Annotated in this window: 23 protein-coding genes; 11 read left to right on the top strand and 12 right to left on the bottom strand. The window is 30.9% G+C overall.

What is annotated here, in order from left to right:
- Positions 1-277: 277 nt before the first annotated feature.
- On the bottom strand, positions 278-2,443 hold the full coding sequence (locus tag HW275_RS07785) for a Tex family protein (RefSeq protein WP_178935981.1): 2,166 nt from the start codon (positions 2,441-2,443) through the stop codon (positions 278-280).
- Between the two features lie 949 nt (positions 2,444-3,392).
- Between HW275_RS07785 and HW275_RS07780 the strand changes: the two genes are divergently transcribed.
- A complete protein-coding gene (locus HW275_RS07780) occupies positions 3,393-3,866 on the top strand; it encodes a pantothenate kinase (protein ID WP_178935980.1) in 474 nt (157 codons plus the stop codon).
- A gap of 164 nt (positions 3,867-4,030) precedes the next feature.
- Here HW275_RS07780 and HW275_RS07775 read toward each other — a convergent pair whose 3' ends face one another.
- Genes HW275_RS07775 through HW275_RS12420 form a run of 4 tightly spaced genes read right to left on the bottom strand, consistent with a single transcriptional unit; the run spans position 4,031 to position 6,170 of the window.
- Complete coding sequence (locus HW275_RS07775) at positions 4,031-4,951, bottom strand: acyltransferase (protein ID WP_178935979.1); 921 nt, start codon at positions 4,949-4,951, stop codon at positions 4,031-4,033.
- A 53-nt stretch (positions 4,952-5,004) separates the two neighbouring features.
- The gene (locus HW275_RS07770) at positions 5,005-5,514 is read right to left on the bottom strand and encodes a hypothetical protein (protein WP_255460042.1); all 510 of its coding nucleotides are present in this window, start codon (positions 5,512-5,514) and stop codon (positions 5,005-5,007) included.
- Positions 5,459-5,854: a hypothetical protein gene (locus HW275_RS12425; protein ID WP_255460041.1), complete on the bottom strand. Its 396-nt coding sequence runs from the start codon at positions 5,852-5,854 to the stop codon at positions 5,459-5,461. Before HW275_RS12425 ends, HW275_RS07770 begins: the two co-directional genes overlap by 56 nt.
- A complete protein-coding gene (locus tag HW275_RS12420) occupies positions 5,844-6,170 on the bottom strand; it encodes a hypothetical protein (protein WP_255460040.1) in 327 nt (108 codons plus the stop codon). The genes HW275_RS12425 and HW275_RS12420 overlap by 11 nt, the downstream gene beginning before the upstream one ends.
- Before the next feature lie 479 nt (positions 6,171-6,649).
- Between HW275_RS12420 and HW275_RS07760 the strand changes: the two genes are divergently transcribed.
- From HW275_RS07760 to HW275_RS07730, 7 genes are all read left to right on the top strand, one after another.
- The gene (locus tag HW275_RS07760; protein ID WP_178935978.1) at positions 6,650-7,627 is read left to right on the top strand and encodes a type I phosphomannose isomerase catalytic subunit; all 978 of its coding nucleotides are present in this window, start codon (positions 6,650-6,652) and stop codon (positions 7,625-7,627) included.
- Positions 7,628-7,892: 265 nt separating this feature from the next.
- Positions 7,893-8,441, top strand: coding sequence for an FxLYD domain-containing protein (locus HW275_RS07755; RefSeq protein WP_178935977.1), 549 nt, complete (start codon positions 7,893-7,895; stop codon positions 8,439-8,441).
- 16 nt (positions 8,442-8,457) lie between these two features.
- Complete coding sequence (locus HW275_RS07750; RefSeq protein ID WP_178935976.1) at positions 8,458-9,132, top strand: 5'-methylthioadenosine/adenosylhomocysteine nucleosidase; 675 nt, start codon at positions 8,458-8,460, stop codon at positions 9,130-9,132.
- Positions 9,133-9,164: 32 nt separating this feature from the next.
- Positions 9,165-10,025: an SPOR domain-containing protein gene (locus HW275_RS07745; RefSeq protein ID WP_178935975.1), complete on the top strand. Its 861-nt coding sequence runs from the start codon at positions 9,165-9,167 to the stop codon at positions 10,023-10,025.
- 48 nt (positions 10,026-10,073) lie between these two features.
- Positions 10,074-11,090 (top strand): bifunctional oligoribonuclease/PAP phosphatase NrnA, encoded by a 1,017-nt coding sequence (locus tag HW275_RS07740; protein WP_178935974.1) that lies wholly within the window; start codon positions 10,074-10,076, stop codon positions 11,088-11,090.
- A 121-nt stretch (positions 11,091-11,211) separates the two neighbouring features.
- The gene (locus HW275_RS07735) at positions 11,212-11,433 is read left to right on the top strand and encodes a hypothetical protein (RefSeq protein WP_178935973.1); all 222 of its coding nucleotides are present in this window, start codon (positions 11,212-11,214) and stop codon (positions 11,431-11,433) included.
- A complete protein-coding gene (locus HW275_RS07730; protein ID WP_178935972.1) occupies positions 11,433-11,735 on the top strand; it encodes a hypothetical protein in 303 nt (100 codons plus the stop codon). The genes HW275_RS07735 and HW275_RS07730 overlap by 1 nt, the downstream gene beginning before the upstream one ends.
- A 44-nt stretch (positions 11,736-11,779) precedes the next feature.
- Here the strand turns inward: HW275_RS07730 and HW275_RS07725 are convergent, their stop codons facing one another.
- A complete protein-coding gene (locus HW275_RS07725; protein ID WP_178935971.1) occupies positions 11,780-12,691 on the bottom strand; it encodes a TetR/AcrR family transcriptional regulator in 912 nt (303 codons plus the stop codon).
- Positions 12,692-12,793: 102 nt separating this feature from the next.
- Between HW275_RS07725 and HW275_RS07720 the strand changes: the two genes are divergently transcribed.
- The 3 genes from HW275_RS07720 to HW275_RS07710 all read left to right on the top strand — a co-directional run bounded on the left by HW275_RS07720 (position 12,794) and on the right by HW275_RS07710 (position 15,793).
- Positions 12,794-13,987 carry a MalY/PatB family protein gene (locus tag HW275_RS07720; RefSeq protein WP_178935970.1) on the top strand — a complete coding sequence of 398 codons (1,194 nt, stop codon included), beginning with the start codon at positions 12,794-12,796 and terminating at the stop codon, positions 13,985-13,987.
- Positions 13,988-14,459: 472 nt separating this feature from the next.
- Complete coding sequence (gene msrA, locus HW275_RS07715; RefSeq protein WP_178935969.1) at positions 14,460-14,960, top strand: peptide-methionine (S)-S-oxide reductase MsrA; 501 nt, start codon at positions 14,460-14,462, stop codon at positions 14,958-14,960.
- 302 nt (positions 14,961-15,262) lie between these two features.
- Positions 15,263-15,793: an OmpA family protein gene (locus tag HW275_RS07710; protein ID WP_178935968.1), complete on the top strand. Its 531-nt coding sequence runs from the start codon at positions 15,263-15,265 to the stop codon at positions 15,791-15,793.
- Between the two features lie 48 nt (positions 15,794-15,841).
- Here HW275_RS07710 and HW275_RS07705 read toward each other — a convergent pair whose 3' ends face one another.
- The 6 genes from HW275_RS07705 to HW275_RS07680 all read right to left on the bottom strand — a co-directional run bounded on the left by HW275_RS07705 (position 15,842) and on the right by HW275_RS07680 (position 24,272).
- Complete coding sequence (locus HW275_RS07705; protein ID WP_178935967.1) at positions 15,842-16,600, bottom strand: copper homeostasis protein CutC; 759 nt, start codon at positions 16,598-16,600, stop codon at positions 15,842-15,844.
- Between the two features lie 109 nt (positions 16,601-16,709).
- Positions 16,710-20,396, bottom strand: a complete 3,687-nt coding sequence (locus HW275_RS07700) for an LPS-assembly protein LptD (protein ID WP_178935966.1) — start codon at positions 20,394-20,396, stop codon at positions 16,710-16,712.
- Positions 20,397-20,498: 102 nt separating this feature from the next.
- Positions 20,499-21,161, bottom strand: a complete 663-nt coding sequence (locus HW275_RS07695) for a TrkA family potassium uptake protein (RefSeq protein ID WP_178935965.1) — start codon at positions 21,159-21,161, stop codon at positions 20,499-20,501.
- Positions 21,162-21,175: 14 nt separating this feature from the next.
- Positions 21,176-22,513, bottom strand: a complete 1,338-nt coding sequence (locus tag HW275_RS07690) for a TrkH family potassium uptake protein (RefSeq protein ID WP_178935964.1) — start codon at positions 22,511-22,513, stop codon at positions 21,176-21,178.
- Between the two features lie 44 nt (positions 22,514-22,557).
- A complete protein-coding gene (locus HW275_RS07685) occupies positions 22,558-23,040 on the bottom strand; it encodes a MarR family winged helix-turn-helix transcriptional regulator (RefSeq protein WP_178935963.1) in 483 nt (160 codons plus the stop codon).
- Positions 23,041-23,069: 29 nt separating this feature from the next.
- A complete protein-coding gene (locus HW275_RS07680; protein ID WP_178935962.1) occupies positions 23,070-24,272 on the bottom strand; it encodes an AI-2E family transporter in 1,203 nt (400 codons plus the stop codon).
- Positions 24,273-24,304: the final 32 nt, after the last annotated feature.

Genomic DNA, 24,304 nt, shown 5'->3' with positions numbered 1-24,304 from the left:
CTTCCTTCTCTTTTATATTTTTAAAAAAAGTTTAAAAAGAAAAATTTCTTTCAAAAATTAAAATAAATAGACTACTTTATTTTTCAAAATCAATTTAGTTTTTTAAAAATTCTTTAATTTTTTAGGTTAAAATTTATAATTTTAAAATAGCGCTTTATAAAAACCCAAACTTTCTTACTGTGTATATATTACCAAATTTTTCAAAAAAGTACAAATATTTTTTAAAAATTTTTATTTAATAGTATTTGCACTTTTTTTGATACCTCTTAAACTTTTCTTATAATCCTTTTCTCGTAAGCCCCACTCTTCCTCTTTCCTTATCCAGCGACAATATTTTAACTTTTATAATTTGTCCCACAGAAAGTTCCTTTGTAGGATCTGAAACAAATTTTTCTGCTATTTCAGAAATATGTATCAAAGCATCATTTTTTAACCCTATATCAACAAATGCCCCAAATTTTGCCACATTTCTTACAGTCCCTTCCAGAACCATCCCTTCCGTCAAATCATCCATGTTCAAAATATCTGAACGTAAAAGTGGCTTTTCAAATTCATCACGGGGATCACGTCTGTCCTTTAACAGCGCCTCATACACATCCTTCGCAGTTTCCCTTCCAAAATCATTTTCCTTAATAATTTTTTCCAAGTCTATTTTCTGCAATTTTTGCCTTACAACATCCAAGTCCTCTTTTAAGTCCTCAACTTTACAACCAGCTTCCTTCAAGATAATTTCTGCAATGTGATATGATTCCGGATGGATAATCGTGTTATCAAGCGGATTTTCACTGTCAGGCACAACAACAAATCCTGCCATCTGCTCAAACGCCTTATCTCCTAGCCCTTTTACCTTTTTAAGCTGTTTCCTGTCTTTAAAATCACCATTTTCGTGTCTATAGTCCACAAGATTTTTGGCTACATTCTTCTTAATTCCAGAAACAAAACTTAATAATGCCCACGAAGCTGTATTGATATTGACTCCTACGTTATTTACCACATGCTCAATTGTTTGTTCCAAAGTTTCATTTAATTTTTTCTGATTTACATCATGCTGATACATTCCCACTCCAATTGATTTTGGATCAATTTTTACAAGTTCTGCCATCGGATCCTGAATCCTTCTCGCAATGGAAATCGCACCTCTTGCCGTAACATCCAAATCAGGAAACTCCTCAATAGCAATTTTGGAAGCAGAATAAATTGAAGCCCCAGCCTCATTTGCAATCAGATATGAAACCTTTTTCTTAGAGTCCTTTATCACATCTGCAACGAAAGCCTCTGTTTCCCTCGAAGCTGTTCCATTTCCAATTGCAATAATATCCACGTCATATTTTGCGATATAGTCCAATATTTTTTTCTTTGCAGTCGCAAGCTGTCTTTCATTATGCACACCATCCACAAGGAAAAGTACGTCATTTGTTTCATAAAATCCGTCTTTATTGATAATTACCATCTTGCATCCCGTTCTGTATCCTGGATCCAGTCCCATAAGCGTTTTTTTCGATAAAGGCGGTTGTAGCAACAGTTTTTCCAGATTTTCAGAAAAAATATTGATTGCTTCTTCTTCCGCTTTTTCCGTATAAATATTTCTCACTTCATTTTTTATGGATGGATAAGCCAGTCTATCCAGCGAATCTTTTATAACTTCCTTAAAAAATTCAGTTAAATTTTTATTTTCAAAAGTATTCAGAATAAAGTTTGTTATAACTTCTTCTGTTTTTTCATCAATATCAATATCGACTTTCAATATTTTTTCCTTTTCTCCACGATTTAACGCAAGAATCCTATTTGAAGCACTTCTACCAATCTGCTCCGAATATTCATAATAATCCTGATAAACACCTTTTTCATCATTTTCTTTATTTTTCTCAATAACTTTAGAAGTCAAAATCCCAAATTTTGAAATTTTATCTCTTAAAAACTCTCTGATTTTAATATTTTCTGAAATATCTTGAGCAATAATCAAGTGAACTCCTTCAATTGCAGCCTTCACATCCGCTACTTCTTCTATAACATATTTCTCAGCTTCTTTTTCCAGCTGCTCCATCGTAGTCCCTTTGGCTAATGCAAACTCTGAAAGAGGCTCCAATCCTTGCTCTTTTGCAATATCCGCCTTTGTTTTTTTCTTTTTCTTATAAGGCAGGTACAAATCTTCCACTTCCTGCAGTTTCATCGCATTTACAATACTTTTGTGCAATTCCTCAGTCAGTTTTCCCTGCTCCTCAATCAGCCTTATAACTTCCTCTTTCCTCTTTTCCAAATTCCTGTAATACGTAATTTTCTCAATTACATCCCGAATCTGCTCCTCATCCAGATTCCCAGTAACTTCCTTCCGATACCTAGCAATAAACGGTACAGTCGCCCCTTCATCAAAAAGTTTTATCGTATTTTCCACTTGCGGCACTTTAAAGTTCAGTTCCTTTGCCACACTAGCTACAATATCCAATGTCTTTCCTCCATTTACAGTTTGATTTTTTTATTTAAATTTGTCAACATCTATTTTAGCATAATTTATAAAAAATAACCAGTTGAATAATTTTACCATTTGTGATATAATTTTTTTGTAAAATAAAGACAAAATTTAATGTCTGTATTAGTAAAAAATGGTGAAAAAAATACTCTATATCTTAAATTGATTAGGGTATTTTTTTATGTTATAATATTTTTGGGTTTCACCACCCTATACTGATACAGACTGGAGGTGAAATTATGATTCATCAGGATTTCATCATGTTTATCATCGCTGTTGTGATATTATATCTGATTTTCAGTAGATAAACATAAGACATAATTCCTCCAAATTTTGTTTTGCCCGCAGATTTATAGTGTCTGCGGGTTTTCAACTATAAAAAATTAATTTTAACAGTTAAACAAGAAATAATTTTATAAATTATACTAATCCCCATTTAAATAACAGATTTATTATAAACTTCTCTAATAAAGGATATAAACCCAATATTTTCAAATGATTTAAGATATAATTTTTATTTTTTAAACAGAATTTAGTATAAATTAATCCGTCGGAGAATTTTTCTGTGCCGGCAAAACTGTTTGAGCATAGCGAGTTTTTTGTCAGTGCAGGAAAATGTCGTAGACTAACCATAGGTTGTAGGATTTGCGGCAATGAACAATCCTACGAAAATAAAATAGAAAAAAATTGAATGATTATGAATTAACTATTGAAAATCCCATTATAAAAATTTATTCTCATTTTTAAACGGGGTTTAGTATTAGAAAGTAAGCTTATATTTTGTATAAAATTTTCTTTTTCTTTAAAAAAATCTCAAAATATGTATTGACTTACGGTAAATTATATTATATACTTATTTCAATTAAATTAAAAGGCAATATAAAAAAATTACTATTTTGAAAACAAATAAAAAGGAGAATTTATCATGAAGAAAAATTTTAAAAAATTATGTTTACTAATGGGAATATTAACAATGGGAGCAGTATCTTATGCAAATGGAAGTGTTGTTGCTGGAAATAATGCACAAAGCATTCAACAAAATGAAGAATTTCCAGGTGGATTAGCAAAAGGAATAGATCAAAAATTTACTACAGATGGAAAATTGCATGCAGAAAAGTTTTTGAATAAAACACTTAGTTATACAGACACAGCTGATACTTTTAAAATTCAAAAAGACAGCAAAGGGTATTTTTTGACAAAATACATCGACGAATCTGCAGAACAAGACGGTTCTGGTTCAATAAAAGAAGAAAAAGTAAGATTAAAATTAGAAAAGAAAGTATTTCTTAGAGAAGTAGCCAAAGATGGGGATTACGCTTATGCTTATGACACAAAACTTAAAAAAGTAGTAATAGTAAACCCATATAACAATTATAAAATAATGACTGTAGTTGATTAAAAATCTGATTTTGAGATTTTATTCAGAAATTTATAACTTAATTTAGTAAAAACAAGGAGAAAATTGATTTTAAAACAAATTTGTTTATAAAGTTGATTTTCTCTTTTTTTAGGTTGTTTTTTTCTTCAAAAGTTATTCTATCAATTTTAAAAATTTTTCAAGCATTATTTCTGCTTTAATTTTCCACTTTTAAAAAAATTATACAATATCCCTAAAATTACACTTATTCCAACTGTCATCACTGATTTGAAAACCATCTCATCGCTTATTTTTATTATGAAATGAAGCACAATAAGATGAATTAGAAATGCAAAATATGTGGAATTTGCAATTATTTTGGTAATGTCGTTTCTTTTGGTAAAATTAAATTTGCAACAGAATGCGAAAAAGGAAATTGTCATTATGAAAGTTCCAAGTGAATTTTTATCGAAAAAATCAGATACACGAATTCCTGTTGTGATTAAAACGTATTTTGTGGAGAAAAAACTTATGAAAAAACCTATAAAATAGATAATTATTATCCAGACAAATGAAAAGTCTTTTATTTTTTTATCATATTTTTTAACAAAATAGCCCAGAATGTAATAACCAATAAAGCCAGTTAACGGAAAATTTGAAAATGGGATTTCGGCAAGGTTGAAATATTGCAAGTAAGGATTTAAAATGTTACACAAAAACCAGAGGGAAACTACAAAAAATGTTTCTTTTTCAGCATATTTAAGAACCTTTTGAAGCCAAGGCGTAAGAAAATACAGCCCCAGAATCATATAAATATACCAAAAATGTGGTGCCGCAAACGCTTTTCCCTTTAAAATCGGCACAATCGGAACTTTAAAAAAATAAATATAAATCACGTTAAAAACAATAAAAAGCGGTAAAATGTTTAAAATTCTCTTTTTAAAAAATAATGCTGCATTTTCTGATTTATCCAACAGCAAATATCCGCTAATCATCACAAAAAGATTAACTCCGATTGAAATAACCGCATATCCTCCCATCCAGACATTTATCCCAAACTGCCTGTTCAATGTGTGCAAAAGCACAATAAAAATAAACGCAAAAATTCTTATAATATCAATAGCCATTAATTTTAAAACTCCTAACCTTTGTAATAATCATAGCTTAAAATTGCATTTTCCTAGTACTTCCTAGCAATTATCAGTAAAATTGCACAAGTTAGAAACAATATCGAAAATTCCATAATCATCAAATTTTGTCTAAAAATAAAAATTGCTGCAAATGAAATAGTTAAAATTCCTAAAATTTTTGAAAAATCCTTTTTGTTCAGACGCTTTTCTTTGCCCAGGTAAATACCATTTGCGAATAACATTAAGTAAAAACCTGTATATCCAAGAATGTAAAAAAATGCCAAAAAAGTTTTATTCGGTTCTTGCCCAATTAAATTCCAAGCAGAAATTATAATTCCTAAACTAATTAGCAGAAAAAAATGTGAATACATCAGTACCAGTCCTCGTGTTACCTGATGGTGATTTATCATTTTGTTTATCAAGCTTGTATATGTTCCAAATAGTGAAAATATTGCAATTAAAGCGATAAATGGATAAATTGTAAAACGCTTTATGTCAAAATATTTAATTTTGAGAAATAAGTCCCAAAGATTTTTCCATTTCAATTGTTCTGTCAACATCTTTTTTGTAAGTAACACCTAACTTATAGTAATGATTTTCTTTCATTTTCAAAAAACTCCATCCGTAATCTTTTTTCTCAATTACTAGATACTGTCCTTTATCATTGGATAAAATTGCCTTTATTTTAGGCTCTTCTATATTAGCTGTCCTCTTATAATCCCACAAAATCTCAAAATAATTTGTAGAATCCCAAATCCACTTTTTTACATCTTCTGTATTTTCAAGTTTTTTCCCATTTACATAAAGTTCCTTGCTATTTGAAATAATTTTCCTAATTTCTTTTAAATCCCTAACATAACTTGGCAACTGAAATATATTTATGCTAATTTCAATTATCACAATTAGACAAACTGATACACAGCCCATCTTTAAATAAAAAATTTTCTTTTTTAACTTCTTTATTTCGCAAAATTTCCTCAAAATCTCCAGTTTCTTCATCTTCTTTTTCATAATCATTTACAAAATCCTTTTTTGTTTCCAAATAAAACTTCAAAATTCCAAAAATAATTATTAACCAAATAGATATAATATTTTTATTAATTTCCAAAAATCCTATTATAATCGGAATAATTACATATATTAAGCTATTCATCAAAATAAATAGTCGTCTTTTTCTCTTTTCTTTTTCAATTTTCTGCTCATCATAAACATACATATTCTTTAACCTCTTAACATAAAAAATCGTCTTTTAAACATTTTACAATATTAACAAAATTTTTTCAAATTAATTGATAAAAAACTTTTTTTATGGTATAATTATTTTGTAAAAAGCAATCATGTGTATATTAAAAATTTGACGACAGAAGCCAGTTTGATTTAAGCTGGCTTTTTGTATTATAATTTGATATAATTATTTGGGTTTTCGTCAAAAACCTTAATATACCATGATTGGGGGTGAAACTGTCATGGAGTGTGATATAATTTATATCATAATTCAAATTGTAGTTGTCTACTATTTTTTAAGTAGAGGATAACACCCCAAAAATGAAAAAATATTTTTCCCCTGCAGACATTATTTGCAGGTTTTTTTGTAAAATTTCTTCATTATGTTATTGTAAAATTTAATTCAAAATGTTATCATAAAATAAAGAAATTATTGAAAATTAATTATATTAAATAAAGGAGAGATTTTTTATGTTATATCCAATGAAGTTTAAAAAATTTTTTGTGGAAAAAGTGTGGGGTGGACGTGAATTTGAAACAAAATTAGGAATGAAGCTGCCTGCAGGAAAAAAAATAGGAGAATCCTGGGAAGTGTCGGCACATCCTCATGGAATGGGTATTGTGGAAAATGGCGCTTTGGCTGGACAAAGGCTGGATGATATTTACAAGGAATATAAAGGGGAGCTTACAGGAAAAAAGGTTTATGAAAAATATCCAAATAAATTTCCGCTTCTTATAAAATATCTGGACGTAAACGATAGACTTTCTATTCAAGTGCATCCAAGCAATGAAGTCGCTTTAAAAAAACACAACGAATTTGGAAAAAGCGAATCTTGGTACATAATGGAAGCAAGTGATGACGCTACTTTGATTTTGGGAATGAAGCCTGGAATTACAAAGGAAATATTTTTGGAAAAGGTGAAAAAAAATGATTTTGATGGGCTGTTTGAAGAAAAAAAAGTAAAAAAAGGCGATTTTATTGATATCACACCAGGAACAGTCCACGCCTCGCTAAAAGGAAGCGTACTTTTTGCAGAAGTTCAGCAAAACTCGGATGTAACTTACAGAATCTATGATTTTGACAGAATTGATAAAAATGGTAAAAAAAGAGAACTGCACTTGCAGGATTCGGCTGATGTAATAGATTTTGGAAAAGAAGTGGAAATTAAAAATACTGATTTTGACGGCTCTGACAATGGAAAAGATATTTTGAGAAAACATATCATAGAAAAAGAATACTACTCAATCGATAAAATAAAATTCACTGATTCTTTTGAAGATGTAAACAATGAAAGCATGACAATTTATTCAATTCTGGAAGGAGAAGGAAAAATTGCATGGGGAAAAAACGAAGAGCTTTCAGTTAAAAAAGGCGAAACAGTTTTAATCCCTGTCGGAATTAACACAAAAACTACTGGAAGCTTTGAAATTTTAAGAACAATAATTTAAATAAATGCAGGCAATGATTCTAGTTTATTTTTTGGGCAAATTAGATGATTTGCCTTGTTTTTTTAGTGGGAATATGATATTCTAATGTTATACTAATATCGTTTTATAATCATATATTGTATAATATACCAAATTTTATAAAAATGTATTATTGTTAATAAATAAAAATAATCTAAAAAATTGAGAAGAATTACTAAATTTAAGTATTTAAAATTACAACACAAATTTTATAAAAAATAAAAAAAAGGAATAGGAATTAAGAAAAGTGAAAAAAAGGATTTTATTGATTGGAATAATGTTTGGGACTTCATCTTGTGGAATTATTGGTGGAGTTGGAAGTGTAGTCGGAGGGACTATAAAAGCTGCCGGTGGAGTTACCGGAGCGGTTATCGGGACAACAGGGAAACTGATTGGAGGTATTATTGGCGGAAAAGATGGAGAAATAAAAGCCAAAAATACAAAATATAAATTTGCAAATGCAGAAGTGGAAATAACTGGTGGAAAAACCATTGTTACAGGGATTTTGACACATAATGGAGTGGGAAAAAGAAATTTAACGATAGAGATTCCATGCTTTGATGAAAATGGAGCCAAAATTGGAGATGCCGTTGATAGTATAAGTTCACTTGGAAAAAATGAAAAATGGGAATTTCAGGCGGTTCTTAATACAAATGAAACAAAAACTTGTAAACTTAAGGACACTTATATTTACGAAGGAAGCGTAAATACTACTATCGAAAATGAAAATAATAACAGCAATATGGAAAATACTAATAATGAAAATACTAATAATAATATCGAAAGCGAAAAATAAAAACTGGAGGGAATAAATGATAGGAATTATTGGAGCAGTAGTTGAAGAAGCTGAAGCGATAAAAAAGGAAATAAAAGATATTAAAGAAAATGTGATAAACGGAATATCATTCTTTACTGGAAAATTTAACAATAAGGATGTTGTTTTTGTGCAATCTGGGATTGGAAAAGTAAATGCTGCAGTTACAGCCACTTTATTAATTGAGAAATTTGATGTGAATGAAGTAATTTTTTCGGGAGTGGCAGGTTCGCTTGATGAAAGATTAAAAGTTGGAGATGTTGTTATCGGGAGGGATGTTGTTCAGCACGATGTCGATGCCACAGCGTTCGGCTATAAGATGGGGCAGATTCCGCAAATGAAGGAATGGGCATTTGAGTCGGATAAAGGGCTGATTGAAAAAACTGGAAATATAACTGATTTTGAACATCAGATACTGCTCGGAAGAATTTTAACTGGAGATCAGTTTGTAAGCAAAAAAGATGTGAAAATTCAGCTTGGTAAGGATTTTGAGGCACTTTGCGTAGATATGGAAAGCGGGGCCGTGGCTCAGGTTTGCACAAGATTAGGTGTGAAATTTTTAATAATCCGTTCGATTTCAGATTCACTTACGGATGATTCTGGAATGGAGTACACAAGTTTTGTAAAACTTGCGGCAGAAAATTCTAAAAAAATATTAAAAGAAATTATTTAATAAAAATAAAAAAGTAAAAGAAGGGAGCAAAAATGAGTTTTCGATTAAATCCGTTTAAAGTGATGAGAGCTGTTGGAATTGTTGCAATTATTGTTTATGGCACAGTGCTGGTAACTGGATACAAAAAGTCAAAGCAGACTACAACAGAAAGCGTTACTAAGAACATGAAAGTACGAAATAAGGATTTTTATAATTCTAAAGATTACAAGAATAATCTGACATTGCCAAATCAGGTTGTGGAAAATAATAATGAAACGGTTGCACAGGAACTGGAACAAACAAAATCCGCACAAGCAATAGATTTACAAAAAGATCCTACGGCAAATGCCCAGCAGACGCAGCAGCAAAACGATCCAAAAGCAGCCATTGAAGCCAAGAAAAAAGAAGAACAGGAAAAACTAGAAGCAAAAAAAATGGAGCAGAAAAGACAGAAGGAAGAAAAAAAGCGGGCTGAACAAAAACGTCAGGAAGAGGCTAAAGCTGAAGCAAGACAGGCTGAAATAAGAAAACAGCAGCAGGAAGCAGCAGCTAGAAAAGAACAGGCGGCAGCACAGGCAAGGGCAGAAGCGGCTAGACAGCACGCAAGAGAAGAGGCGGCTAGAAAGGCTAAAGAGGACGCAGCTAGAAAAGCCAGGGAAGACGCCAAAAAACGTCAAGCTAAAGGCGGAACTAAAAAATACATTCAAGTAGCATCAGTAGGCACAGAAAGCGCAGCAAAGGAAATAGCAAAAAAACTGGGCGGAAATTTCTACTACAAAAAAACATCAGTAAACGGCAGAACAGTCTACGTAGTAATGTCAAATATGACTGATAACCCAAACACCTTAAAAGCAATGGAAAATCAGGCTAAAAAAGTTAGAAGCGGCTATATGATCCGTTCTGTTGGAAAATAGAAATAACAGTTGAAAATTAAAATTTAAGAATAGGAATAACAAAAATTTATGAATAAAAATTACAGGGGAAATATTCTTCCAGATGAAATAGCAGATAAAATAAAATCGTCTAAAAATATTGTCCTGACAGCGCATATTAATCCCGATGGAGATGCACTCGGCTCACTTTTGGCATTTTATTTTATGATAAATGAATACTGCAAAAAAAATAATACAAAAAAAATGGTAAAAATCATTGTTGATGATAAATTGCCTAAATATATGCGACATTTCAAAGATACAGAACTAATCTGGAGTTATGAAAAATTTAGTGAGGAATTTAAGCAAAATTTTCAAAATGATGAAAAGCTTGACTTGTTTATAAGTTTAGATTGCGCAAATGAGGAAAGATATGGAAAATCTATTAAAATAAAAAAAATGAGCAAGAAGTCAATAAATATCGATCATCATATCAGCAATACCGAACATGCGGATTTTAACTACGTGGAAGACATTTGCAGTACAGGGGAACTTTTGTATCAGTTTTTGAAGATTTTTGATATTGAACTGACAAAGAAAATTGCTGAATATATATATCTCGGGATAATTAATGATACTGGGAATTTCAGGCATGATAATGTTACACCGCACACATTTCTTGTATGTTCCAAATTAATTGAGGCGGGTGTGAATAATCACAAAATTGCCAATATTATTTTTGCAGTAAGTGAAAAACAAGTTGATTTTATCGGTGAAGTCTATAAAAATAAAAAAATTGATGAAAAGTATAAATTTGTCAGCTATTATCTAACACAGGAAAAAATGAAGGAACTAGGCATTGAAAAGGATGACACAAACAGTATATCAGAAATGCTTTTAAAAATTGAAGGAATGGAGATTTCACTTTTTGTACGGGAACAGGAAGACGGTTTATTAAAAGGGAGTTTCCGGGCAAATGATAAGTACAATGTAAATAAGATAGCCTCCATTTTTGGAGGCGGCGGGCATATAAAAGCCGCTGGATTCAAGACGGATTTATCTTTTGAGGAGATTTTAGAAAAAACGTATGAGGAACTAAAAAAATAAGTTTAATAAAATTTTTTAGCTGTAATTTAAAATTATGACTATTTTACTTAGATTCCAGATGCATTTAACTTTTGCCGGTTTGATATTAATGGAATCTGAGTATTATAGAAAGGGGAATTTTATGTTTGACACATTTAATATGTTTAATTATCTAAAAATGAAAGGGTTTTCAAATGCTGAACTAGCAAATAATTTTCAAAATATTGAAAAGGCAAATCAGAATATTAACGAAATTCTGGGCAATAATCCAAATGCCGTTTTAAGAAAAATAAAATACACGTATTTAGATAAGGAAAAAAAACATTTACAATTTGATATTAAGATAGAGGTAGTGAATAGTTAGTGGATAGAAAAATAAAAAAAATAATAATGATTTTATGCTTTGGAGCATTAATAGGCTGTTCATCTGTTGGAAAACGGGTTGTGCCAAATTCAGCAGTCGTATCAAGAGATGTTGTTATGAACAACAGCATTGCAGAAGTGAAAAGAAAATTTAATGAAGAAATAGGAACACAGCATGTTGGGCTATATAAAAAAGGTTTTAGAAACTGGAAAGTGATTTTGTATGGGGAACAGGCATACTACCAGGTAATTGTAACAGAAGACGGAAAGATATTCTCAAGTGAAAAACTTGAATACAAATAGAATAAAATTAAAAAAGGGAGTTTTTTCATTCTCCCTAAATTTTTTTATTCATCATCACTATTTTCATTTTTTTGATAGTTTTCCAAATCATCAAAAACATTAATTAAGCTGTCTGAATCAAGTTCGTAGTACATACTGTCATCAGCATCACTTTTTTCGTATTCAGAAGTCTGAATTTCTTCTGTTTTGCAATAATTTTTGGCAGTTTCATTATTTAAGCCATTTTGCGACGCTTCAGCATTATTCAGTTTATTAATACCTGATTTTCCGGCACCTGATTCAATGATTTCGCTTTGGATAGAATCAGGAATATATATTTTTCCCGTTTCAGAAGAGTCCTGTGCTGTTTCATTATCCTGAGTTTCTGCTTCTTTCTTGTCAACAAGTTTGAAAAGGCTATCAAAAAAGACAAAAAAGTCGTTAATTGCGGAACTTTCCTTTTCAGTTTTTAACATAAGAATAGTGCCTTCCAGCAAAGCTATTAAAAGTCTTGCTGTCGTTTCGGGAACAATGTCGTCATATTTTTCAGGAAAGGCGTATTTTAAAGTTGTTATAAAAAAAGAAAATCTAAGTTCTATTTTTTTATATGATTTTACAAGCTCTTCACGTATATTTCTATTTAAATCAGCCAGTTCCAGAGCCAAATTGCCAAGCGGGCTTCCACCGTGGAACTTGTTATTTTCAATATTTTCAAAATATTTTTCAAAAAAATAGTGAAATTTATGAATTGATAAATCGTCTACGTTATTATTAAAGAAATTTATCAGGTTTTCAGTATGATATTTGATTACAAAAATAAGCAGTTCTTCCTTGCTTGAAAAAAATTTATAAAAAATGTCATTGGGCATGTTACATGCCTTGAAAATGTCAGTTAATTCAGTATTTTTGTAGCCTTTATAATAAAAAAGTTTTGCACTTTGCTGAACTATAAAGTTTTTACTATATTCTTTAGTCATTAAATTTACCTCTTTAAAAGTATTTTGAATATATTTTATAATTTAATTTGAAGATTGTCAACAAAAAATAATTAAAAAACATAAATAAAAGGATGTGATTTTATGAAATACAATTTTGATGAAATTATTGACAGAAAAAATAATCATTCTGTGAAGTATAAAGAGCTAATGAGAAAATTTGGAGTGGATGACGTCATACCGCTTTGGATTGCCGATATGGATTTTAAGACAGCGCAGCCTATAATTGACGCTCTTGAAAAAAAAGTTCAGCATGGAATTTTTGGCTATGTATACCGTCCAGATGAGTATTTTGAGTCGGTTATAAACTGGCAGAAGAGAAGATTTGGCTGGGAGCCAAAAAAGGAACTGCTTAGCTTTAGCATTGGGATTGTGCCAAGTCTTGGGGCATTAGTGCAGATTTTCTCTGAAAAGGGTGACAAAGTATTGATTCAGACACCTGTTTATTCAGAATTTTACGATATTAACGAAGATAATGCGAGAGTTGTCATTGAAAACAGATTTATTGAAAAAAATGGAGAATACTCGCTTGATTTGGAAGACTTGGAAAATAAACTGAAGGAAAATCCAAAATTATTTATTTTGTGCAATCCCCACAATCCATTAGGGCATGTATGGACTCATAATGAATTGGAAGCAATCGGAAACTTATGCGTAAAATACAAAGTCCCTGTAATATCCGATGAAATTCACGCCGACTTGACGTTGTGGGACAATAAGCACATCCCAATGGCAAGCATTTCAGAAGAAATCAGACAAAATACCATAACTTGCACTTCCACTGGAAAAGCTTTTAATCTTGCAGGACTTCAAAGTGCAACAATTATTTTCAATAATTTAGAAGTGAAGAAAAAATTTGACAGATTTTGGAAAGATCTGGAAGTTCACAGAAACAATCCCTTTAATTTAGTTGCTACAATCGCCGCATATTCTGACGGTGGAGAAGAATACTTAAAACAGTTAAAGGAATATCTGGAAAACAATATTTTATTTTTAAGCAGCTTTTTCAAGGAATATATTCCAGAAATTACGCCAAACATTCCGCAGGCAACATATCTGGTATGGTTAGACTGCCGAAAACTATGCCAAAAATTTGGATTTAATCAGGAGAAGCTGGAAAAATTCATGCTTACAAAAGCAAAACTGGGATTGAATGAAGGACGTGTGTATCAAAAAGGGCTTGAAGGATTCATGAGGTTAAATGCTGCTTGTCCAAGAGCTGTCCTGGAAAAAGCTGTAAATCAGTTAAAAGAGGCTATTTTAAAAGAAAAGATTTAAAATATACTCAAATATTGAATTGAAAAAACCAAACGATACTGAAAGCATGGTATCTGCTGCCCTTACATTTTCAACTATATAAAAAACTTACAAAAAAATAATATAATTAAAAGAAATTGTTAAATAATTTCTATTTATAGATTTGTATAATAATAACATAAAATCATAAAGAATATGATTGAAAATTATACTTAAATAGTTACAAAAATAAATTGTTTAGAAGATTGTTATTATACAAAAGTGACAAGTATTGGAGTTTTGAAATTTAAATAAAATAATCATAATTATCTATATAAACTTTGTTTAAGTAAATTTTTAGTAGAAGTATAATTTTAAAGTTATAATAAAATTGCTTTGAAACGGACTTAAAAGTCATAACTAATCTACCCAAACCCTAGTTTTGCCTAATTTAATTCAGTTCGATTTTAAAAAAGCTCGAGTATATTAAAAAAATTAAAGGAGGTGTAATTTTATGGCAGATATTAAAGAAATTTATCTGGCTGGAGGATGTTTCTGGGGCGTCGAAAAGTTTTTTAAAATGGCTCCAGGCATTGTTGAAACAACAGTCGGCTATGCTAATGGACAAACTCTTGATACAAACTATGATATTTTGAAAATGACTGATCATGTCGAAACAGTACATATAAAATATGATAATGAGATAGTTTCTCTAAATAAACTTCTAGACTACTATTTTTCGATAATTGATCCTACAAGCATCAATAGGCAGGGGCTTGACGAAGGAAGACAGTATCGGACAGGAATTTATTATGTAGATAAAGATGAGATAGATATGATAAAATCAAGAATTGAAAATGAACAAAATAAATATTCACGGGAAATTCAAGTGGAAGTACGGCCGTTAAAACATTACATCAAGGCTGAAGACTACCATCAGAACTACTTGGATAAGAATCCTAATGGATACTGTCATATTGATCTAGACAGTGCAAAAAAAGTCTTCCAAAAATAATATAAAAATTAATAATTCATTAGAAAGTCGGGCAATTCCGACTTTTTTATTTATTAGCTTTAATCAACTATGCGAAACATAAAACTGCCCACTGTGAAGATGTGAAATGCAAGTTTTAAATAAAGGACATTTTGAAAAATGATTTTGACTATGTTACTCAAATATCATTTTCTCAAAATTTATTTATAAAATTTTTAAAAAACACTATGAAAATTAAAAAAAATATGTTACAATTAATAAAAGAAAGTATAATTTAAATATAATGGTAAAAAAAATAAATAAAAAAGGAAAGAGGTTAAAATATGGAGAAAAAATCAAAAATTACAGCAATGTTATCTGTATTATTAGTTTCTGCTCCGACTACAGCTAAAAAAATTACAACTTCAAACTTACGTGATAATGCAATGAGAACAACTGCAGTCGAAGTTGACGGAACAAATATAGAACAATTAGATATTGCTGAAGAAGAGAAAAGTGCTGACAATGCTGACATCATAGTATTGGATACAAACAAATTAAAATTTGACTTTAACAGTGCTACAATAAAAGAAGAGTACACTCCAATACTAGAGAAATTAAAAAACTACATAGAAGCTAAAAATGAAAAAATCTCAATTATTGGATATACCGATTCCAAAGGTACTAAAGAATACAATAAGGAATTATCTCTACGAAGAGCAGAAAGTCTGGAAGAAAAACTGATAGACTTAGGGCTTTCACCTGATAAAATTATTGAAACAAAAGGAAATGGAGATAATAACCCAATCGCTTCAAATGACACAGAAGAAGGAAGAGCAATAAATAGACGTATTGAAGTTCAATTTGTTCGGTAATAAAATAAATTAGAAAGCCAGATATATTAAATTTGGCTTTTTTGTTATCTATAAATTTCGTAAATAATCAGTCATTTCTTTTACCAGCCTTTCGTCTGCTTCTAAAATTTCAAACTCATTAAATTCTTTTAGTCCCATATTTACATCTTGTTTTTTGTATTCCATTTTACTTTGCTTTATTTTTTTGGCGGAAAAATGAAAATTGGTTGCCCCTGTAAAATTTATTATTTCACCAATATTTCCAATATTTAATCCTGCCCCGACAAGTATTTCAGTTTTACTTTTGTTATTTTTATTTGAAAGCTCAACTAATTCCTTCAATAATTTTTTGCCTTTTAAACAATTTTGCGCTTGCCCGGATGTTAATATATTTTGAATTCCCAGTTCCTGCAGCTGATAAAATGCCTCTATTGGATTTTTGCACACGTCAAAGGCTCTATGAAATGTTATTGGGGTATCTTGAGCTTCGTCTACAAATTTTTTCATATTATATAAATCGATTTCCCCATTTTTAGTCAAAATTCCTGCAACTATGCCATCTGTTCCCAATTCCTTAAACATTTTTATTTCATTTCTTATAATATTTACCTCATAATCTGAGTACAAAAAATCTCCAAACCGAGGACGTATTAATACGTTTACTGGTATATCCACATTTTTCTTTACTTCTTCAAATAGGCTTTTTGTAGGCGTAGTTCCTCCAATTATTAAGTTGCTGCATAATTCTAGCCTTGCAGCTCCGCCTCTTTGAGCATTTATTGCTGATTCCACGCTATCCACGCATATTTCGAGGATATAATTTCTCATTTTTCTCATCTCCTGTAATAATTCGTTTTTTTAGAATACTTGAATACGAAAAAACATTAGAAAATATCAGTTTCCTAATATCCCTAATGTTTGTTTCATTATTAATACTTTATAATCCTGCTCCAAATTCAAATCCTTTTCCAGAATATTTAAACTGTGCATTTTTTTCTGGGAATGGTGTTACTCCGAATTTTAATGAAACTACTGGATAGTAACCTAACTTTTTGCTGCTTGGCTTATCCCATTTCAGTCCTGCTCCAATTTCCCATTCCACATTTTCAAATCTATGAGTCAAAGTTGCCATTCCTAAAGTTAGTTTATTAACTTTTCTTGCATACCATGAACTTTCATAAATTTCTGGATCGGAAGATTTTGGCGCTCCATTTTGCACATACTGGATTTTACCGCCAATCCACCATGGCTTATCGGGATCATTTGAAAACATGTACTTTCCTTCAAATTCATGCTTTCTAAAGTCATATGTACTGTTACGGGTAGGATTTTTTCTATAGATTCTATCAGGCCGCTCCATTATAAAAGCATATCTGACAAACATTTTTTCCAAATATCCAGCCTCAACTTTGAATGTTAAATCATTAATTCTGGAAAACCCTTTCATTCCGCTTGGATTAACTGCATCGGAGCCATCTAGCTGCATGTCCATTCCAATTTGAAAATATTTTTTATGACTTCTTAGGTTTTGCAGTTTTGCATTAAAGTCATTTAGGCTAAATTTATTTTGACGATAATTTTCTTCTTCCACATAGCTCTTATACGCCTCTTCTTCTTCACTGCTTAAAAATAACCTGTCATCACTGTTTATCAGAATCTTGTCAATTGAAGATTTGCTAGCATTATTAATAGAAAATTCCTGAGTATTTGAATTTCTTACCATAGCTGTATTTGTTATTTGATTTTCAGTTGTATCAATTTCAGCTTCTCGAGCCTTTTCTTTTTCTTTTTTATCTAAATCAGCTGCGTATCTAGGTTTTGCATTATTTTCATATTTATATAGAAAGCCTATCGTTGTGTAGTCATTTCCACGAATATATTTGTCATCTGAAGTAACAATCGGAGTGCTGTTCAGATCCCTGTATATCTTTTTACCAAATCCAAAATTTATTCTAAAATAGTGATCTGATTCAAATTTTTTATTTTTCATTTTTGATGTATCATAAACAAATCCCAGTTTATGATAGTTAGTTTTTAACTTTAAGGCAGGTAATCCAAAGGTAGCTGTATTTCCATAAATATCATTGGTCTTATTTATTAGATTTGTATATTCAAATCCCCACTCATTGAAGTTAATTCCAAAAGTTCTTTCCTTCAAGGATTCCTTATAAACTTTCTGATTCCATCCAAGGCTTGTATTATATGGGAATAGCTGCTTATTCTTTTCATTAAACCTGTATAAAAAGTTATCTCCAGCGTCAGACAGGTATCCGTATTGAATTTCCCTGTTAAAATCCCTTTCAGATTTGAAGTTTTCAAATTCATACTGCTCGTTATTGGAAAAATCAAAACTTACAAATCTTTTATTGGCAATGTCAGCCTTAAAATAGTTTCTAATGTATCTATTCTTCAACCAGTCATCCTGAAAATGCCTGTCGTCTCTCATAGTTAAATTATAGTTAAACGTTACATTTCCAATTTGATATCTAAAATCATCTCTAAGCCCCAGTGCATTCGTTGGAATTTCCACAATGTCAAAACCGTTATACATTGCGCTTCCTGCTGTTGTCTTCTGGAAAGTGACGGTTGCATCATTTGTAACTTTTACATCATATTTATTATTCTTTTTCGATGTATTATCGAAAAACGTTGTAAATAATCTTGTATCAAGAGTGAAAATTCTCATTGATGGACTTTGCCGTATAATTTCTCCGCTTGCGTCCCTTGCCACTTTGTAGCCTGTTTCTGAAGAGGAGTCTTCCACTTTTCTTCCGTTTCTAAATTCAGGCACTCCTAAACTGCTGTAATCACGATTTTCAAAAGCCAAGTTATACCCGATAAATGAATTTTTTATAGGAATGTCAATTCTGTCGTTTCCTACGTTAAATCTTTGCGATCTATATTTTTCATAAATAATCTTTTTAGGACGGCGAATTGTTTCATTATCTTGAAACACTTTATAAATTCGGCTTTCATCAGTAGTTGCAGAATTTAAGAATAATGAGTTGTAATTTTCATTATCCCTTGTGTAGTCATATTCATATTCTTTTTTTTGGACATTAACTTGTTTCACCTGTGCTCCAAAATATAATGTATTTGTCAAATTCTGATATGCAGTTTTAGGCTTATACCCGAAGAAATCGCTTTCTCTGAACGGATAATAGTTCCCAAAAGTTAAGCCCCATTCCTTCCTTTTATCATACGCAATATTCTGTACCCAATGAATCGTCTTATCATCACCACGATCACGCATTCCAAGCAGTTCTCCATATTCATCCTTGTCAGAATTCAAATAGTCAAACTTTATTTTAGGCCCTCTAAAATCAATTCCATAACTTCGTTTCTTTCTGTAAGAGTTCAAATCGCCGACATATCCTGGATTTATATCACGAAAATCTTCATTGTCAACTGTTATTGCAACATTTGTATTTCCATTTGTATATTTTATGCTCTTATATAAATCAACATCAGTTCTACGTGGATCCAGATTGTCGTCTTCCATAATTTTATCATTTATTTCAGTCAAGGCTTTAAGGGCATGCTTATCTTGCGTCCAGTAATATTTTGCATTAAATTCGCCATTTTGCCCAAGTTCCTGATTAATATTAAAATCCCAGAATCCAATATGGCTATATTTGTCCACAAAATCTGTATAGTCATCTTTTAATTCATTTCCGTTAATGGCATACATCAGATTTGTTGTAATGTTTTGATAATTCAAGTTCCAGATTCCATAGCCGGCATCATAAAATTTTCTATCTTCCTTAGCTTTTTTAGGAATATTTTTAACCTTGTGATTCCATTTGAAGTCCCATTCTTTTTTATGATTTCCAATTGGAACGACAACCCTGTTTACAAATATATTTCCTGAATTGTTTCCCCAGAAAGCATAATCATTTGAGAATTTTAATGCCAACTTTTTCTTTGTGCTTAGCTCAAAATCCACAAATCCCTGTGCAAGAGGTCCTAAATCATAGTCAAACCCCATAATTCCAAAAAGTCCCCTGTCACTGTCCATCCCAACGTATGGAAATAATGTTGCCCTTTGTGACGCCGGCTTTAATGAAGTTACATAATACGGTAATTTAAACCAGGTTTTTCCTCCTGCAAAAAATCCTATGTTTCTTGCAATGGCTTTTCTGTTTGGATAAATTTCCAGCTCATCTGCATTTATTTTATAGCTTGGATTTTCATAAGGGCTGGTTGTAAACCATCCATTTTTTATAAAAATTAATTTATTTCCTTCAGCCAGCGTTTCTTCCCCGCCATAACGCAACTTCACATTTGAATCGTAGCTTTCTGAATTAAATATTTTTGCTAATTTTGTATCCATATCAAAAATAAGGTTATCAGCTTTTATAATTTGAGAACCTTGAATAAACTCAACATTTCCAGATCCTGAAAGAATGTTTTTATTGGCAATTTTCTTTAGTTTATCCGCATTTATTGTATAATCTCCGTATTTTACGGTAACATTACCTTCGGTATTTATTTCTTCTGTTTCCAGATTGATTGTAGATTTTTCTGTTTCCAGTTCTATAACTTGTCCAGCAGCGTTCATCTTGCCAAAAAGTATAATATAAAACAGTAAAATAAACAATACTTTATATCTCATTCTTTTCATTTTTTCAACCTTTTATTTTATTAGAGTTTTGCTAAATTATACCATACTTTTATACTTATAACAATTTATTTTACATTTGAAAGGCTTTAATTAAGCTTTTTATTATAAAACATATTTTTTTCCAAATAATGTCATTTTCTCTATGTTTGCGATAACTAACAGTACATTATTCTCTCTTATTATAGTATTTGGAAGCGGCATAATATTTAATTCTTTTTCATCTTTTATTCCAATAATATTCATTTCATATTTATTTCTCAAATTTAATTCTATAAGATTTTTTCCATTAAAATCCTTCGGCGCTTTTATTTCAAATACTCTATATTTTTCTGAAAATTTAAAATGTTCCGTTATATTGGGCCTTATTACCCCAAGTGCTGTTTCCTTGGCCATCGTTTCTTCTGGATAAACAACGGAAGTTGCACCAATCTTTTTTAAAATTTTCCCCTGTAATTCATTTTTTGCCTTACAAATGATAGTTTTTATTCCCATTTCCTTTAAAATCACAGTAACAAATACACTGGACTGGGTATTGTCTCCAATGCAGACAAAAGCAGTGTCAAAGTCATCATTTATCACTTTCTTGATTGAATTTTCATCTGTTACATCCAATGTGATTGCATCGCTTACGATTTCATCATCAATTACCTTTTGTACACGTTCATCCCTTTGATCTATTGCCAGAACCATTTTACCATTTTCATATAATGTCTGAGCTACACTTCTGCCGAATGTTCCAAGTCCGATTACTAAATATCCTGCCATTTTTCACCTCTTCCTTATCCTATCAGAATATCTTCTTTTGGATAAACATATCTGCCTTTCGTATTTTTACTTCTGGACAATGCCAGTGTTATTGTCAGAGGGCCAACTCTTCCAACAAACATTGTAATCATGATCAACAGTTTAGAAATGCTCGATAATTGCGGTGTTAAATCCCGTGACAGTCCCACCGTTCCAAAAGCAGACACCAGTTCAAATCCTAATTCTATCACCCTTCTGTCTTCCAGCCAGATTAATAGAAATAATATTACAACAACATACATAATTGATATAAAAACAATAACCATAGCCTTATTGTATATTTTCCAGCTAATTCTTCTCTTTTTGTATTCCAAATATTCTTTATTTTTAATAGTTGCAGCTATTCCCAAAAGTATCAGTCCAGCTGTAGTAGTCTTTATTCCACCACCTGTTGAGCCAGGTGAAGCTCCAATAAACATTAGCACTACAAACAAAAAAACTGTAGGTTCCCGCAATTCAGCTATGGAAATTGTATTGAAACCAGCTGTTCTTGTTGTTACGCTTTGAAAAAAGGCTGCTCCTATTTTTTCAAAAAATGGCAATGTACCTAATGTTTTACTGTTTGAATACTCTAGAATAAATGTTAGAACTGTCCCGAATATTATTAGAAAGATTGACATTTTTACAGCTATTCTTGTTGTTGCGGTAAGCCTTTTGTCTTTTTTTAGAAAATATTGATAAATATTAAGAATTGCTGCAAAACCTATTCCACCTAAAAAAATTAAGATAGGAATTACAGTGTTTATTATTATGCTGTTTTTAAAATCACTTAAATTATTTGAAAATAATGCAAACCCGGCATTACAAAATGCAGAAATAGAATGAAATATAGCATAATAAGCCGCTGTCTTATAATCAAATATTTTTATAAATTTTAAAAATAATATTGCAGCCCCGATAATTTCTATTATAAAAACTGTAATCAGGACTTTTTTTACAAATTTTTGTATTTCAAATGTTGTATTTGTATTTATGTCTTCCTGTATCAGCTTTTTAGCAAAATATCCAACTTTTTTTGAAATCATTGCTACAACTACTGTTGAGAACGTGATAATTCCAATCCCGCCAAGCTGAATTAATACCATAATAACTGTTTTGCCAAATAAATTATAAACCTTGCTTACGTCATTTACTGTAAGTCCTGTTACACAGACAGCCGATGTCGCTGTAAACATGCCTTCAAGTAAATTTGTCCTTTGTCCATTTTCTATTGCAATTGGCGAAGAAAGCAAAAAGCCGCCTATTAATATAATTATTATAAATGATACTAAGATTATGGTATAAGGGGAAATTTTCTTTCGTTTTACTAACATCAGAATCGCCTAACTTTCTGTTTATATAAAATTATTTTTAATTTTTAAATGATCCAAAAGTCAAAATCCTCACAAACTTGATCATATTTCTTATCTTTTCCTATTACGTCCGCAAACTCTTTAAAATCTTCTCCTGTTTTTCTCAAATATTCGTCATTTCCCACAATTTCTGCAATTTTTTCTGAAATTCCGTGCCATGCCTTATAAATGTCAGGTATAATTTTTAAACCTTCCTCAGTTATTTTTGTAAAGGAATTTTTCCCAGCCTTTTCCCTTTTTACATACCCTTTTGAAATTAATTTGTCGACAAACCTTGTAACTGTTGAAGGAGCTATTGCCAGAGTTTCTGATATTTCGTTTACTGTAAGCCCTTTTTTCTCCTCTTTCAGTATAATCATAAGAAACCCATGCGTTGGATAAATATCCATTTTTTCAAACGATTCTTCTGCTATTTTATTAACCATCCTAAACATTTTTGAAATTGTAAAGTAAATACATTTTTGAATTTCCATTTTCCCTTTATTCATATTTTTCACTTCCTTACTTTTTAAATTTGCTATTTATCTTTTGTTATATATTTTTCCCAGCAAAATAGCCATGTGAGTTTAATAATAATATACACAGGAATAGCGACAAAAGCACCTCCAATTCCAAATAACGCCCCTCCAACGAGAACTACCAGAAGAGTCGTAATCGGGTGCATTTCCACAGATTTTCCTGTAAGCCACGGTTTTACGATGTTTGCTTCTACCGTCTGTACAATGGTAATCATGACTACTATTAAAATCACAAGCTTGAACGACTTTGTAAAAGCATACAGTATCGCTGGAATCAGCCCAATAAAGGGCCCTATAAACGGAATCACGTTTCCAAACCCTACAATTACTGAAAAAAGAAGGCTGTAATCCATTTTCAGAAAATAAAAAATTATAAACGATACAACTCCAACTATCATACTGTCCAGAGCTGTTACAAGGATATATTTCCCAATAGTTTCATCCATATGCTTTATAAGGACTATCAAATCCTCCCTGTCCATATTCCGCAAAATCCGTTTAACCCCATTTTCAATGTTATCATAACTGAAAATCAGCATTATTGTGAAAATAGGTGTCATAAACAATAAGCTGAATGTGCTGCTTATTAATGAAAAACTTGAACCTAGCACTTTTATTACATTCGTTACAATTATGTCCTTAGAACTCATTATGGAACTTCTCAAATCAATGCTATTACTTTCAAGAAATCCAAAAAAGTTGTTTTGAAGTTTTTCCTGATTTTTTAGCAGAAAGTCGATAAGGCTTGATACCTGCTTTGTAAATATCGGCACAATTGTCAAGACTATATAAAGAAAAATCACAAAGAATATAGACAGTACAAGCAAAATTGCAAATGTGCGGTTCAGATAAAATCCTTTTTTCTTATCTTTATGTGAAATTTCATTAAACAGCTCTATTTTTTTTCTTCGTTCAGAATTACTTATGTTCATTTTTTCCACTCTTTCCAGCTCGTCAAGCTTGCTGCTCTTTAAAAAGCTCCTGTTTCTATCCTTTTCACTTATCATATCGATAAAAGGCATAAGGCAATACACAATTATAAACGAGAGAATAAATGGAAAAATGGTACTTGTCACAAGCCTTATGGGTTTTGCAAAATTGTCATAAACTCTAAAAAACAGCAAAATTGTCAAAAGCATCAGCACTGCCACAATTAAAATATTTCTTAATTTTAACAGCTTTTCCTCATCATAAAATTTCATTTGATTAATCTCCCTTTTTATATCTATTTTCT

Origin of the sequence: Leptotrichia sp. oral taxon 223, from assembly GCF_013394795.1 — a bacterium.
Lineage (GTDB): Bacteria > Fusobacteriota > Fusobacteriia > Fusobacteriales > Leptotrichiaceae > Leptotrichia.
This window is presented reverse-complemented; position numbering and strand designations above follow the sequence as displayed.

Bases quoted from the DNA above. Each gene is read 5' to 3' on its own strand.
- HW275_RS07740 (WP_178935974.1), top strand. From the start codon at position 10,074: ATGAATAAAAATTACAGGGGAAATATTCTTCCAGATGAAATAGCAGAT.
- HW275_RS07680 (WP_178935962.1), bottom strand. From the start codon at position 24,272: ATGAAATTTTATGATGAGGAAAAGCTGTTAAAATTAAGAAATATTTTA.
- HW275_RS07690 (WP_178935964.1), bottom strand. From the start codon at position 22,513: ATGTTAGTAAAACGAAAGAAAATTTCCCCTTATACCATAATCTTAGTA.
- HW275_RS07685 (WP_178935963.1), bottom strand. From the start codon at position 23,040: ATGAATAAAGGGAAAATGGAAATTCAAAAATGTATTTACTTTACAATT.
- HW275_RS07735 (WP_178935973.1), top strand. From the start codon at position 11,212: ATGTTTGACACATTTAATATGTTTAATTATCTAAAAATGAAAGGGTTT.
- msrA (WP_178935969.1), top strand. From the start codon at position 14,460: ATGGCAGATATTAAAGAAATTTATCTGGCTGGAGGATGTTTCTGGGGC.
- HW275_RS07745 (WP_178935975.1), top strand. From the start codon at position 9,165: ATGAGTTTTCGATTAAATCCGTTTAAAGTGATGAGAGCTGTTGGAATT.
- HW275_RS07695 (WP_178935965.1), bottom strand. From the start codon at position 21,161: ATGGCAGGATATTTAGTAATCGGACTTGGAACATTCGGCAGAAGTGTA.
- HW275_RS07770 (WP_255460042.1), bottom strand. From the start codon at position 5,514: ATGTTGACAGAACAATTGAAATGGAAAAATCTTTGGGACTTATTTCTC.
- HW275_RS07780 (WP_178935980.1), top strand. From the start codon at position 3,393: ATGAAGAAAAATTTTAAAAAATTATGTTTACTAATGGGAATATTAACA.
- HW275_RS07750 (WP_178935976.1), top strand. From the start codon at position 8,458: ATGATAGGAATTATTGGAGCAGTAGTTGAAGAAGCTGAAGCGATAAAA.
- HW275_RS07720 (WP_178935970.1), top strand. From the start codon at position 12,794: ATGAAATACAATTTTGATGAAATTATTGACAGAAAAAATAATCATTCT.
- HW275_RS12420 (WP_255460040.1), bottom strand. From the start codon at position 6,170: ATGTATGTTTATGATGAGCAGAAAATTGAAAAAGAAAAGAGAAAAAGA.
- HW275_RS07725 (WP_178935971.1), bottom strand. From the start codon at position 12,691: ATGACTAAAGAATATAGTAAAAACTTTATAGTTCAGCAAAGTGCAAAA.
- HW275_RS07710 (WP_178935968.1), top strand. From the start codon at position 15,263: ATGGAGAAAAAATCAAAAATTACAGCAATGTTATCTGTATTATTAGTT.
- HW275_RS07700 (WP_178935966.1), bottom strand. From the start codon at position 20,396: ATGAAAAGAATGAGATATAAAGTATTGTTTATTTTACTGTTTTATATT.
- HW275_RS07775 (WP_178935979.1), bottom strand. From the start codon at position 4,951: ATGGCTATTGATATTATAAGAATTTTTGCGTTTATTTTTATTGTGCTT.
- HW275_RS07760 (WP_178935978.1), top strand. From the start codon at position 6,650: ATGTTATATCCAATGAAGTTTAAAAAATTTTTTGTGGAAAAAGTGTGG.
- HW275_RS07705 (WP_178935967.1), bottom strand. From the start codon at position 16,600: ATGAGAAATTATATCCTCGAAATATGCGTGGATAGCGTGGAATCAGCA.